This is a genomic window from Methylobacterium sp. E-012, from assembly GCF_057836545.1.
In genome coordinates this window covers 4,041,810-4,053,503 of record NZ_JBYQEY010000001.1, presented here as the reverse complement: position 1 = coordinate 4,053,503, position 11,694 = coordinate 4,041,810, and the positions used below count along the sequence as shown (strand labels likewise).

Sequence of the window (11,694 nt, the reverse complement as noted above, 5' to 3'; positions counted from 1 at the left end):
GCGACGCCGCCACGGTTCGAGGGGGCCGGCATGAGCGAGACGAACAACACCTTCAAGAAGGCGCCCAAGCGCAAGGCCGCCAAGGGCAAGAGCATCAGCGTCTCCCCGGAGATGCGGCAGGCCTATGCCGACCTGATCCAGGAGCGGGCGGAGAAGCAGGAGGTCTACGGGCGCCACCTCCCGCAGGACGAGCCGCGCAAGCGCTAGGCGCACCGCCGCATTCCGCCCGCAACGGGCTCAGCGCTTGCGCACGAACTCGGTGCGCAGGACGAGGCCCTTGATGGTGTCGTGGCGGCAGTCGATCTCCTCCGGATCGTCCGTGAGCCGGATCGACCGGATGACCGTGCCCTGCTTCAGGGTCTGGTTGGCGCCCTTGACCTTGAGGTCCTTGATCAGGGTCACCGAATCGCCGTCGGCGAGGATGGTACCGGCCGCGTCGCGGACCGCCACCGTCTCGGGGGCCGCGCCCGCCGCCCCCGGCGGCAGCCACTCGCCGGTGGCCTCGTCGTACACGTAAGTCTCGTCGTCGCCCGTCAAATCCTCAGCCCCCGGGTTCGGTTCGGGGCAGGGTCCGGTCAGGATCTCGCAGGCCCGTCATCCGCGCGTCCCCACGCACCGAGCCAGTCGCCGAGTCGGCGGGGGACGGACGAGCTTAGCCGATCGGGCGGCCCGGGCGCGAGCCCGCACTTGCATCGGGCGCGGGCCCGCACTGGCCAGGCGCGCCGCCCCCGGGGCCGGGCGGGCTACCGCTTGAGCGGCCCGGCCTCGATCACGTCCTCGACGGTGCGCAGACCGGCGCGGGGGGAATTGACCAGGCAGGCCATGTTGCCCGGCGGGTGCAGGTTCTTCCACATCTTGGTGTGGGCCTGGGGGATCTTGTCCCAGGGGAACACCTCGCTCATGCACGGGTCGATCCGCCGGTCGAGCACGAACTGGTTGGCCGAGGACGCCTGCTTGAGATGGGCGAAGTGCGAGCCCTGGATCCGCTTCTGCCGCATCCAGACGTAGCGGGCGTCGAAGGTGATGTTGAAGCCGGTCGTGCCGGCGCAGAACACCACCATGCCGCCGCGCTTCACCACCAGCGCCGAGACCGGGAAGGTCGCCTCGCCGGGATGCTCGAACACGATGTCGACATCCTGCTTGCCGGTGATCTCCCAGATCGCCTTGCCGAATTTCCGCGCTTCTTTCGTCCAGGCGTGGAACTCGGGCGAGTTCACCTTGGGAAGCTGCCCCCAGCAGTCGAAATCCTTGCGGTTGATGACGCCCTTGGCGCCGAGGCTCATCACGTAGTCGCGCTTCGACTCGTCCGAGATCACCGCGATGGCGTTGGCGCCGGAGGCCGCGCAGAGCTGGACGCCGAACACGCCGAGGCCGCCGGAGGCGCCCCAGATCAGCACGTTCTGGCCCGGACGGACCGTGTGCGGCGCGTGGCCGAACAGCATGCGGTAGGCGGTGGCGAGCGTCAGCGTGTAGCAGGCCGCCTCCTCCCAGGTCAGGTGCTTGGGCCGGTGCATCAGCTGGCGCGACTGCACCCGGCAGAACTGCGCGAAGGAGCCGTCGCCGGTCTCGTAGCCCCAGATCCGCTGGGTCGGCGAGAACATCGGGTCGCCGCCGTTGCACTCCTCGTCGTCGCCGTCGTCCTGGTTGCAATGGACGATGACCTCGTCGCCGACCTTCCAGCGCTTCACCTTGGCGCCGACCTTCCAGACGATGCCGGACGCGTCCGAGCCGGCGATGTGGTATTCGCCCTTGTGCACGTCGAAGGGCGAGATCGGCTCGCCGAGGCCGGCCCAGACGCCGTTGTAGTTGACGCCCGCCGCCATGACGTAGACCAGCACCTCGTCGTCGCCGATCTCCCAGACCGGCAGCACTTCGAGCTGGTGGGACTGCTCCGGGGGCCCATGGCGCTCGCGCCGGATCGCCCAGGCATACATCTTGGCCGGCACGTGACCCAGCGGCGGGATCTCGCCCATCTCGTAGAGGTCCTTGACCTCGCCGGTTGCCGGACCGACCGCAGCGCTCGCCGCCATCTCGCTCTCCTCTCGTCCCGCGTGGTTCTCAAAGGCCGCGGTTCTCCCCCGCGCTATAGCGGCGATGCCGAAGGTGTCCAAGTGGGCCGAAAGTCGAAACCGAAGGGTTTCCGCCAGGAAAAAGGCCCCGGCACAGGGACGGCGCCCGCGTATTCAAATTCGGCTTTTCGGCAGGCCAAGTATTATTCCGCGCCGGCCTTGCGGGTGTCGGGTCCGAGACCTTGCGCCGCCCAGGAACCGAAGATCGGGTGGACTTTATACCAGCGATCGATCCTCCGCCCCGGGATCGGGGGTGGACGATCGCCCAACGGGGTGATTCCAGCCTTCGCGCGCCGCCGGCTCGCGTATCGGGACCGACTGCCCGGCCCTAGACGGATCGAAGACCGAAGAGGGCCCTCAAATCAGGCTGTCCGGGCGGGCAAGTTTTTTAAAGGCCGGCCGGGACCCGCGGGAGCGACTTGCACGTCTGTCCCGGATGACGCGTCGCCAAGGCTTCGCTACGGTGGCCGCAAGACCGCGCCCCGCGCGCGGACATAAGATCATATGGAGGCGAGGGATGGGCGCGAACGTCGCGGAGACCAAGAGCGACAAGTCGAGCCGCGACAAGCCCTGGATCATCCGCACCTATGCGGGCCATTCCAACGCGGCCGAATCCAACGCGCTCTATCGGGGCAATCTCGCCAAGGGCCAGACCGGCCTGTCGGTGGCCTTCGACCTGCCGACCCAGACCGGCTACGATCCCGACCACGAATTGGCGCGCGGCGAGGTCGGCAAGGTCGGCGTCTCGATCGCGCATCTCGGCGACATGCGGACCCTGTTCCAGGACATCCCGCTCGCCCAGATGAACACCTCGATGACCATCAACGCCACGGCCCCGTGGCTGCTGGCGCTCTACCTGGCGGTGGCCGAGGAGCAGGGCGCGCCGTTCGACGCCCTCCAGGGCACGACCCAGAACGACATCATCAAGGAATACCTGTCGCGCGGCACCTACGTGTTCCCACCCGCGCCGAGCCTGCGGCTCACCAAGGACGTGATCCTCTTCACCACGAAGACCGTGCCGAAGTGGAACCCGATGAATGTCTGCTCCTACCACCTGCAGGAGGCGGGGGCGACGCCGGTCCAGGAGCTGTCCTACGCGCTCGCGATCGCCATCGCGGTGCTCGACACGGTGCGCGACGACCCCGAATTCGACGAAAAGAGTTTTTCCGACGTGTTCGGGCGGATCTCGTTCTTCGTGAACGCCGGGCTGCGGTTCGTCACCGAGATTTGCAAGATGCGGGCCTTCGCCGAACTCTGGGACGAGATCGCGCAGGAACGCTACGGTATCGACGACCCGAAGAAGCGCATCTTTCGGTATGGCGTTCAGGTCAACAGCCTCGGACTGACGGAACAGCAGCCCGAGAACAACGTCCACCGCATCCTGATCGAGATGCTGGCCGTGACCCTGTCCAAGCGCGCCCGCGCCCGGGCCGTGCAGCTGCCGGCCTGGAACGAGGCGCTCGGCCTGCCGCGCCCCTGGGACCAGCAATGGTCCATGCGCATGCAGCAGATCCTGGCCTTCGAGACCGATCTTTTGGAATATGACGATATCTTCGACGGCTCGAAGGTCATCGAGGCCAAGGTCGAGGCTCTGAAGGCCGAGACCCGGGCCGAACTGGAGCGGATCGGCGGCATCGGCGGCGCGGTCGCGGCGGTGGAGACCGGGGCGCTCAAGCGGGCGCTGGTGGAATCGAATGCCCGGCGGATCTCGGCGATCGAGGCCGGCGAGCAGATCGTGGTCGGCGTCAACAAGTGGCAGCAGGGCGAGCCCTCGCCGCTCACCGCCGGGGAGGGGGCGATTTTTTCCGTCTCCGAGACGGTGGAGATGGAGGCGCAGGGCCGGATCCGCGAGTGGCGCAGCAAGCGCGACGACCGGGCCGTCGGCCAGGCGCTGGACGCCCTGGAGCAGGCGGCGCGCTCCGGCGCCAACATCATGCCGCCCTCGATCGCGGCCGCGAAGGCCGGGGTCACCACGGGCGAGTGGGGCGAGCGCCTGCGGCAGGTCTTCGGCGAGTACCGGGCGCCCACCGGGGTGAGCATGGAGACGGTCTCCGCCGGGGCCGCCGAGGAGGCCAAGCTCCTGATCGCCGATCTCGGCGAGCGCCTGGGCGAGACGCCCAAGCTCGTGGTCGGCAAGCCCGGGCTCGACGGCCACTCGAACGGCGCCGAGCAGATCGCGCTGCGCGCCCGGGACGTCGGCTTCGACGTCACCTACGACGGCATCCGCCAGACGCCCGCCGAGATCGTCGCCAAGGCGAAGGAGACCGGCGCCCACGTGGTCGGCCTGTCGATCCTGTCGGGCAGCCACGTGCCACTGGTGCGCGAGGTCCGGGCCCAGATGCGGGAGGCGGGGCTCGACCACATCCCCGTGGTGGTCGGCGGCATCATCTCGCCCGAGGACGAGTTGGTCCTGAAGAACATGGGCGTGCGCGCGGTCTACACGCCCAAGGACTACGCCATCGACCAGATCATGGTCGGGCTGGCCAAGGTGGTGGAGAAGAGCCTGGAGCGCCGGGACGACCGGCCGCGGGCGGATGCGCAGGTCTACTGAACCGGGCCACGCGCAAGGCGAAGCGCGTCTCGATCGCGCACCGAACAAGGCGGAGCCGGGGGGCGACGCGGAAGATCGTCCGCCACGTCGCCGAGGCGGCCGCCGGCACCGGCGCGGTGACCGGCACCCTCGCGAGCCTCGCCCATTCCGCCGCCGCGCAGGGGCTCGGGGCCGCGCGCGCTGTCGCGTCAGTCCGAGCATCGGGAGCCGAGGTGGCGCGCTTCCGCACCACGCGGGCGGCCCGACCCCGCCCCTTCCCGGCTGCGCGGCGGATCGCGTAGGACGGCGCCATGCCGTCCGCCCTGCCCACGATCCTCCTCCTCGCCGTCCCGCTGGCCGCCGCCCTCTCGGCGGGGCTGATCCTGCGCCTGTTCCCGCTGCTCCGGCGCTACGCCCTGGCGCGGCCGAACGCCCGCTCCAGCCACACCATGCCGACCCCGCAGGGCGGCGGCATCGCCGTGGTGACGGCGCTCGTGACGATCTCGGGGCTGCTCATCGCCGCGCCGGAGATCGGCGGCCGGCCGGACTGGATCTGGCTCGCAGGCTGTACCCTGGCCCTGGCTTTCCTCGGTGCGGTGGACGACCTCCGGCCGCTGCCGGCCGCCCTCCGGCTCGCCGTGCAGGCGGTCGCGGTCGGGCTGCTGGTCTGGCATCTCGACGGGCGGCTCCTGCCCGGGGCCCCCCTTTGGTTCGAACGCGGCCTCGCGCTGCTGGCGGGGCTCTGGTTCGTGAACCTGTCGAACTTCATGGACGGGCTCGACTGGATGACGGTCGCCGAGACCGTCCCGGTGGCCGGGGCGCTGCTGCTGCTCGGGCTCACCGGATGCCTCCCGCCGCTGCCGACGCTCGTGGCGGCCTGCCTGCTCGGGGCGATGCTCGGCTTCGCGCCGTTCAACCGGCCGGTCGCGAAACTCTTCCTCGGGGATGTCGGCGCGCTGCCGGTCGGGCTCGTCACCGCGTGGCTGCTCTGGCATCTGGCCCTGGCGGGGGGCCTCGCGGCCGCTCTGCTGCTGCCGCTCACCGCCGTGGCCGATGCCACTTTGACGCTGGCCGCCCGGGCGGCCCGGGGCGAGCGGGTCTGGGAGGCCCATCGCGGCCACTACTACCAGCGCGCCACCGTGAACGGCCTGACGGTTCCGGGCGTGGTGGGGCGGGTGTTCGCGGTCAATCTCGCGCTGGCGGCGCTCGCCGCCGCGACCTTGTTTTGGCCGTCCTGGCCGGTCACCCTCGCGGCGCTCGCAGCCGGGCTCGCCCTGGTCGCGTCCCTGCTCCGCCGCTTCGCCCGCGCCCCGGCGCCGGCCCCCGCCGAAGGTGCCGCCCACCCGTGACCGGATCGATCGCGCTCACCGGGGCGACCGGCTTCATCGGCCGCCACCTGCTCGCCGACCTCACGGCCCGCGGCTACCGGGTCCGGGTGCTGCTGCGCCGGCCCACGGCCCTGCCGGAGGGCGCGGCGAGCGCGGTGGTCGGCGACCTGACGCGCCCGATCAACATGGCGGCAGCGCTCAGCGGCGTCGACGCCGTGGTGCATTCGGCCGGTCTCGCCCATGCGATGTCGGGCGCCCCGGAGGACGATTACCGCACCCTCAACACCGAGGCGACACGCCGGCTTGCGGAGGCGGCCGCGCGCGCCAAGGTGCGCCGGTTCGTGTTCCTGTCCTCGATCCGCGCGCAGGTCGGCGCCAGCGCGCCCGGCGTGATCGGCGAGGGCGATCCCGCGGCGCCGACCGACGCCTACGGCCGCTCCAAGCTGGAGGCCGAGCGGGCGCTCGCCGAGACCGGGCTCGACTGGGTCGCGCTCCGCCCGGTGCTGGTCTACGGCGCCGGCGTGAAGGGCAACATGGCCGCGCTCCTGGGGCTCGCCCGCAGCCCCTATCCGCTGCCGCTCGGGGGGCTGACGGCGCGGCGCTCGCTGATCGCCCTGGAGAGCCTGTCGGCGGCCGTGGACGCGGTGCTGCGGGCGCCCGAGCCGCTGCGCCAGGCGCTGATCGCCGCCGACCCGGATCCGCTGAGCCTTCCCGAGATGATCGCCGCGCTCCGCGCCGGCCTCGGCCGCAATCCGGGGCTGGTCCCGGTGCCGGCGGGGCTCCTCGGGCTGGCCTGCCGGCTGACCGGGCGGGGGGCGCAGTTCGCCCGGGTGGCGGAGGGCCTGGAGGCCCGCGCCGACGGCCTCGCGGCTCTGGGATGGCGCCCGGCCGGGCCGACGCGGGACGGGCTGGTGCGGCTGGCGCGGGACGGGGGTTGAGCGCCGGACTGTCGTGTCGCGCCTGTTCTCCCTTTCGGGAGAGCCGTATTCCTACATCGGAGCCCGGACCAAGTGCACGATGGCGGCCTGCGCCGCACCGCCGAGTGAGGGGATTCACGCATCGGGGATGGGTCTTCAGGACCGGGCGCAGATCCCCTCTCCCGTGCGGGCTACCGGATGCACACATCTTCGACGTTAGAGGGCAGCGGCCGGACACAGTCGCGTCTCCCTCCCCCCTCTGCGGGGGAGGGAGGGTGCGTGGCTGTTCTGAACTGCCATGGCCGTCGACCGGGCGATGAACCCAAACCCGATCTGTGAATCCCGTAGCCCGCACGGGAGAGGAGGGCGGCGGCGCTCTCGTCCTTCAACGCAAGACGCGCGGACGTCATAGCCCGCGGACGTGACGGGCGTGTGCCCGATCAGCCGGTCACGGCCGGCGCCGCACCGGCCGACGGGTCGGCCTCGATCGTCACCGCGGCACGCGTCGCACGCCCGGGCGGCCTTTGTCCGTGGCGCTCGCGGAAATGCGGCACCGCCGCCTCGAACACCGCCTCCGCGGCCGCCCGATCCCCCGCCGCCACGGCGTCGCGCAGCTGTGCCACCCAGCCGTCGAGCCGGCCCCGGTCGGCGAAGACCGGCCGCGCCGCCATCACCCCGTCGATGCCCGGCAGGGCGACCCGGGGTTCCTCCCGGGCGAACAGGATCTCGTTCAACCGCTCGCCCGGCCGCGCCCCTGTGAAGGCGATCTCGATCTCCGCGCCGGGCTCGAAGCCGGCGAGCCGGATCATCCGCGCGGCGAGCTCGGCAATCCGCACTGGCTGGCCCATCTTGAGCACGTAGACCGCGGCGCGCTCGGTCTCGGCCGCGGCGCGCGCCTCGGTGTCGGCGTGGGAGGCGGCGGTCAGCACCAGGTCGCAGGCCTCGCGCACGGTCATGAAGTAGCGGACCATGTCGGGGTGGGTCACGGTGACCGGGCCGCCCCGGGCGATCTGCGCCTTGAACACCGGCACCACCGAGCCGGCCGATCCCAGGACGTTCCCGAAGCGCACGGCGATCAGCCGGGTCGGCGGAGGGGACGCGGGGTCCGGCCGGGCGGATTGCTCCGCGTCCAGCGCCTGGGCGACCATCTCGGCGAAGCGCTTGGTGACGCCGAGCTGCGAGACCGGCTCGATCGCCTTGTCGGTGGAGATCATCACGAGCGCCCGGGCGCCCGCCGCCACGGCGGCCTCGGCGACGTTGATCGAGCCGAACACGTTGGTCTTGATGCCCTCCTGCCAGTCCCGCTCCAGGTAGGGCACCTGCTTGAGCGCGGCGGCGTGCAGGACGTAGTCCGGCCGGAACGCCGCGATGACCTCATGCGTGCGCGTCCGGTCGCGGATATCGGCGAGCACGCCGGTCACCGCGGCCTCGGCGGCCAGGATCGCCGGGTGGGTGAGGATGCCGTGCAGCGCCGGCTCGGAGGAATCGAGCACCAGCACCGCCGCGGCCCCGAAGGCCACGGCCCGCAGGCAGATCTCCGAGCCGATCGAGCCGCCGCCGCCGGTGACCACCACCCGGCGGCCGATCAGGAACGCCTCCAGCCGCGTCCGGTCGATGGCGACCGTGGCACGCAGCAGCAGATCCTCGATCTCCAGCGGCGCCAGTTCGGGGCCCTGCGCGCCCTCGCCGAGCCCGACCACCCGGGCGAGCGGCAGGCCGAGGCGGCGGGCGCGGGCGAGGAGGTCGTCGGGGGCAGCCTCCGGCACCAGGGCGCTCGGGGCGGCCACCAGCCGCCGCACCGGCTCGCCGCCGGCGGCCAGGTCCGCCACCACCCGTTCGAGATCCCGGAAGCCGCCGAGCACGGGCACGCCGCGCATGAACTGCCCGGTCTCGTCCGCCCGGGGCGAGAGGATCCCCCGGGGCGCCAGCTTCCTGACCGAGCCCGCCTCGATGGCGCGGATCAGGACGTCGAGATCGGCGCCGCGCCCGAGCAGCAGCGTCGGGACCGTGGCGGCCCGGGCGCTGGATTGCCGGGACCGGGTGTCCTTGAGGTACCGGAAAGCGAGGCGGGTCCCCCCGAGCAGAAAGATCTGGAGGACCCAGTACAGAAGAATCGCGATCTTGCCGAAGAAGTAGAAGCCGTACAGGTCGGAGGAGACCAGGACCCAGTCGGTCACCAGCAGGGCGAGCGCCAGCACGCTCGCGGCGCGGACGATGCCGGCGAGATCCTGCAGGGAGGCGAAGCGCCACTTGGTCCGGTACAGCCGGAAGCGGCCGTAGACGAGCCCGGCGCAGGCCAGGAACGGCGGCAGCAGGAGGGGCAGGGCGTGCAGGCGCTCGTCCAGCATCCCGCCCTGGAAGCGGAACAGGAAGGTGAGCACCACGGCGGCGGCGGTCGCCGCGAGGTCGTGGGCCACCATCACCGCGGTCTTGTAGAGGCGCTGCTGCATCGGGGGCCGGATCGGGTGCCGCGGGGTATCCGCCGCGCCACCGGTCCTGTCAACGCGCGGCATCGGCGCCGCGCCACACGGACGCGCGACCGCCCGGGCGGCCGCGGTACCGCCTACTTGACGAACGCGCCGGTGAAGCCGGTCTTGAAGTTCTTCCGGTAGACACGGCCCTTGACCGGGTCGAGCTTGTCGACGAGCACGATGCGGACGCGTTCGTTGAAGTCTTCGGTGGTCACGGTCTGTGCACGACCGGTGATCAAGGTTCGGGCCATCATCGTCTCCGCTGCGTCGCCCATGGCACAGGATTGCGCGGAGGGTCCGTTTTACTTGGGGTCCGGGCGGCCGTTTACAATCGCGGCGGATGACAAACCGCCGAATCCGGGTCGCGCACGCGGCTCAGGTCAGCGCCCGGGCCGCCGCGCCGGCGGCATCGTCCACGCGGTCGATGTCCGGGGCCTCGATGCGCCGGTAGCGGGCCTGGATCAGCCCGAAGGCCCCGAAGGCGGCGTGGCCCGCCGCCACGAGCCCGAGCAGGATCCAGCCGTAGGGCTGGGCGCGGAGCAGCGCGAAGGCCTCGGCCAGCCCCTTGGCTTCGGAGGAGCGCTGGTGCCACGCCGCTGCCACGAGGAACCCGCCGATGATCAGGAAAGCCAGGCCCCGCGCCGCGTAGCCGAAGCGGCCGATCGGGCCGGCCCAGCGCGCCCGGGCCTGCGCGTCGAGGGCGAGTCGGTCGGTGACGTCGCCGCGCCACGCCTTGCCGAGGAAGCCGAAGCCGCCGCCGACGACCGCAAGGCCACCCAGGGCCACGAGCCAGCGGCCGAAGGGCTTGCCCAGGAGCCACGCCGTCCCGTCATGCACGCCGTCGCCGCCGCGCATGCCGAGGCCGAGGCTCAGGGAGGCGGCGCTGGCGGCGAGTCCGAGATAGAGCGCGGCGCTAACCACGTGCGCGCCGCGCACCGCCAGGCCCTTGATCGCGGTGCCGCGCCGGTCGGCATCCGTGATGCCCTCGACGAGGCGCCAGAGGGCGAAGCCCGAGAGGCCCAGCGCGATCAGGCCGACGAGCGCCGCCCCGAAGGGTCCGGCCAGCACGGTACGCAGGGCGTCCTGGCTGTCGCCGGCCCGCCCGCCATGCCCGAGCGCCGCCAGCAGCGCCAGGGCACCGACCACGATATAGACCACGCCCCGGGCCCCGTAGCCGAGGCGGGCGATGCGCTCGATCGTGTTGCGGCCGCCGGGGAGGGGGCTCATGCCGGCCCCCGGGGCGCGGCGGATCGGACGTTCGGCGGGGATGGCATCGACGGGCGGCATCCGGTGGGGCGGGACCGGCCAACGCCCGGCCGCGCGCACGCGATCCATGGCCGGCACGGGGACCCGGGCCGATGCCCTATGGCGGCGTCCGCTCGGCCCGCCCGGCGAGCGCCACGTAGAACCCGAGCCCGTCCTGACCCGGCAGGGTCTGCAGGCGCTCGATCAGGCCGCGGCGCTTCGCGTCAAGGAGCAGGCGCCCGGCCGGCTGGAACAGGGTCTCGCCGCCGCCCTCGGGGGGCGGGTCGAGCCGGATCGCCACGGTCTTGCCCTTGGCGAAGCGGCTGCGCTCCAGCATGTCCTTGAGCGAGGCCTCGGCGGTGGCCCGGTTGGCGCCGCGCAGGTCGAGCACCGAGTCCGCGTCCGTCACACCGAGGGAGCCGCGCAGCTTGGCCGCGTAGAAATCGTCGAAATGGGGCAAGTCGGTGCCTTGGTGCTCTGGCGGGCCGGGGAAGCCGGCCGTTGCGATCGGGTGCGGCTCAGACGCTGAGGCCGCGATAGATGTCGCGCACCGGCACGGCGCCATCAAGCTCCGGCAGCGTCACGGTGCCGTCGAGCCCGAGCGCCGTCACGCTCCAGTCCGCCGCGTCCCGCCGCCAGAGCTCGACCCGGGCCTCGTCGGAATAGACGATCAGCAGGACCGCGAGGCCCGGCACGGTCCGGTAGAAATCGATCTTGCGGCCCCGGTCCAGGCTCATGGTCGAGGGTGACAGCACCTCGGCGACGAGGAGCGGATCCGACGCGTAGCCGTCCGGCAGGGGCGGCCCGCAGCGCACGACCACGTCGGGGATCGGCGCGAAATCGTCCATCGCGGCGCTGAGGATCGCCAGGCCCGGCAGGGCGCGGCAGCCCCGCGGCTCCGCCAGCGAATCGAGGCGTCCCGCTAGATTCATCACGATGCGCTGATGCTGCTCCCGGGGCGGGGCCATGAGCACGGGGTCCCCATCGAGCAGTTCCCAGCGCTCGTGCTCCGGGCGGGTCTCCACCCAGAGCCGGAACGCCGACACGTCCATCCGCGCGTCTCGCTTCGCGGCCAGAGCCATAGCCGACCTCCGTTCCGGACTCAGACTAGCATCGGCGCGGCGCGCCCGCACC

The 11,694-nt window shown here is 72.1% G+C and carries 11 protein-coding genes; 4 read left to right on the top strand and 7 right to left on the bottom strand.

From position 1 onward, the window contains the following. Positions 1 to 30 precede the first annotated feature (30 nt). Positions 31 to 207 (top strand): hypothetical protein, encoded by a 177-nt coding sequence (locus AC3IF1_RS19485; protein ID WP_243969544.1) that lies wholly within the window; start codon positions 31 to 33, stop codon positions 205 to 207. A gap of 30 nt (positions 208 to 237) precedes the next feature. On the opposite strand, the gene AC3IF1_RS19480 is transcribed toward AC3IF1_RS19485, so the two are convergent. Both AC3IF1_RS19480 and ccrA read right to left on the bottom strand, forming a co-directional pair. Beyond that, positions 238 to 537 carry an alkylphosphonate utilization protein gene (locus tag AC3IF1_RS19480; RefSeq protein ID WP_489218948.1) on the bottom strand — a complete coding sequence of 100 codons (300 nt, stop codon included), beginning with the start codon at positions 535 to 537 and terminating at the stop codon, positions 238 to 240. Positions 538 to 743: 206 nt separating this feature from the next. After that, positions 744 to 2,030: a crotonyl-CoA carboxylase/reductase gene (gene ccrA, locus AC3IF1_RS19475; RefSeq protein ID WP_243969548.1), complete on the bottom strand. Its 1,287-nt coding sequence runs from the start codon at positions 2,028 to 2,030 to the stop codon at positions 744 to 746. A gap of 556 nt (positions 2,031 to 2,586) precedes the next feature. Between ccrA and AC3IF1_RS19470 the strand changes: the two genes are divergently transcribed. The 3 genes from AC3IF1_RS19470 (at position 2,587) to AC3IF1_RS19460 (ending at position 6,865) form a co-directional block, all read left to right on the top strand. Then, the gene (locus AC3IF1_RS19470; RefSeq protein WP_243969550.1) at positions 2,587 to 4,620 is read left to right on the top strand and encodes a protein meaA; all 2,034 of its coding nucleotides are present in this window, start codon (positions 2,587 to 2,589) and stop codon (positions 4,618 to 4,620) included. A gap of 290 nt (positions 4,621 to 4,910) precedes the next feature. Then, on the top strand, positions 4,911 to 5,948 hold the full coding sequence (locus AC3IF1_RS19465) for an MraY family glycosyltransferase (protein ID WP_489218946.1): 1,038 nt from the start codon (positions 4,911 to 4,913) through the stop codon (positions 5,946 to 5,948). After that, positions 5,945 to 6,865, top strand: a complete 921-nt coding sequence (locus AC3IF1_RS19460) for an NAD-dependent epimerase/dehydratase family protein (protein WP_489218944.1) — start codon at positions 5,945 to 5,947, stop codon at positions 6,863 to 6,865. The genes AC3IF1_RS19465 and AC3IF1_RS19460 overlap by 4 nt, the downstream gene beginning before the upstream one ends. A gap of 419 nt (positions 6,866 to 7,284) precedes the next feature. Here AC3IF1_RS19460 and AC3IF1_RS19455 read toward each other — a convergent pair whose 3' ends face one another. The 5 genes from AC3IF1_RS19455 to AC3IF1_RS19435 all read right to left on the bottom strand — a co-directional run bounded on the left by AC3IF1_RS19455 (position 7,285) and on the right by AC3IF1_RS19435 (position 11,642). Next, on the bottom strand, positions 7,285 to 9,294 hold the full coding sequence (locus AC3IF1_RS19455; protein ID WP_489218942.1) for an SDR family NAD(P)-dependent oxidoreductase: 2,010 nt from the start codon (positions 9,292 to 9,294) through the stop codon (positions 7,285 to 7,287). 113 nt (positions 9,295 to 9,407) lie between these two features. After that, complete coding sequence (locus AC3IF1_RS19450) at positions 9,408 to 9,590, bottom strand: hypothetical protein (RefSeq protein ID WP_243969562.1); 183 nt, start codon at positions 9,588 to 9,590, stop codon at positions 9,408 to 9,410. A gap of 100 nt (positions 9,591 to 9,690) precedes the next feature. Further along, entirely contained in the window at positions 9,691 to 10,542 is an 852-nt protein-coding gene (locus AC3IF1_RS19445; protein WP_489218940.1) for a DUF1206 domain-containing protein, read from the bottom strand. A 136-nt stretch (positions 10,543 to 10,678) separates the two neighbouring features. After that, a complete protein-coding gene (locus AC3IF1_RS19440; RefSeq protein ID WP_243969566.1) occupies positions 10,679 to 11,020 on the bottom strand; it encodes a hypothetical protein in 342 nt (113 codons plus the stop codon). Between the two features lie 58 nt (positions 11,021 to 11,078). Then, positions 11,079 to 11,642 (bottom strand): Uma2 family endonuclease, encoded by a 564-nt coding sequence (locus AC3IF1_RS19435; protein ID WP_489218939.1) that lies wholly within the window; start codon positions 11,640 to 11,642, stop codon positions 11,079 to 11,081. Positions 11,643 to 11,694 lie beyond the last annotated feature (52 nt).

What these genes read in the sequence shown, in the direction of transcription:
- AC3IF1_RS19445 (WP_489218940.1), bottom strand. Translation starts at nt 10,542, where the DNA reads ATGAGCCCCCTCCCCGGCGGCCGCAACACGATCGAGCGCATCGCCCGC.
- AC3IF1_RS19485 (WP_243969544.1), top strand. Translation starts at nt 31, where the DNA reads ATGAGCGAGACGAACAACACCTTCAAGAAGGCGCCCAAGCGCAAGGCC.
- AC3IF1_RS19470 (WP_243969550.1), top strand. Translation starts at nt 2,587, where the DNA reads ATGGGCGCGAACGTCGCGGAGACCAAGAGCGACAAGTCGAGCCGCGAC.
- AC3IF1_RS19450 (WP_243969562.1), bottom strand. Translation starts at nt 9,590, where the DNA reads ATGGGCGACGCAGCGGAGACGATGATGGCCCGAACCTTGATCACCGGT.
- AC3IF1_RS19465 (WP_489218946.1), top strand. Translation starts at nt 4,911, where the DNA reads ATGCCGTCCGCCCTGCCCACGATCCTCCTCCTCGCCGTCCCGCTGGCC.
- AC3IF1_RS19435 (WP_489218939.1), bottom strand. Translation starts at nt 11,642, where the DNA reads ATGGCTCTGGCCGCGAAGCGAGACGCGCGGATGGACGTGTCGGCGTTC.
- ccrA (WP_243969548.1), bottom strand. Translation starts at nt 2,030, where the DNA reads ATGGCGGCGAGCGCTGCGGTCGGTCCGGCAACCGGCGAGGTCAAGGAC.
- AC3IF1_RS19455 (WP_489218942.1), bottom strand. Translation starts at nt 9,294, where the DNA reads ATGCAGCAGCGCCTCTACAAGACCGCGGTGATGGTGGCCCACGACCTC.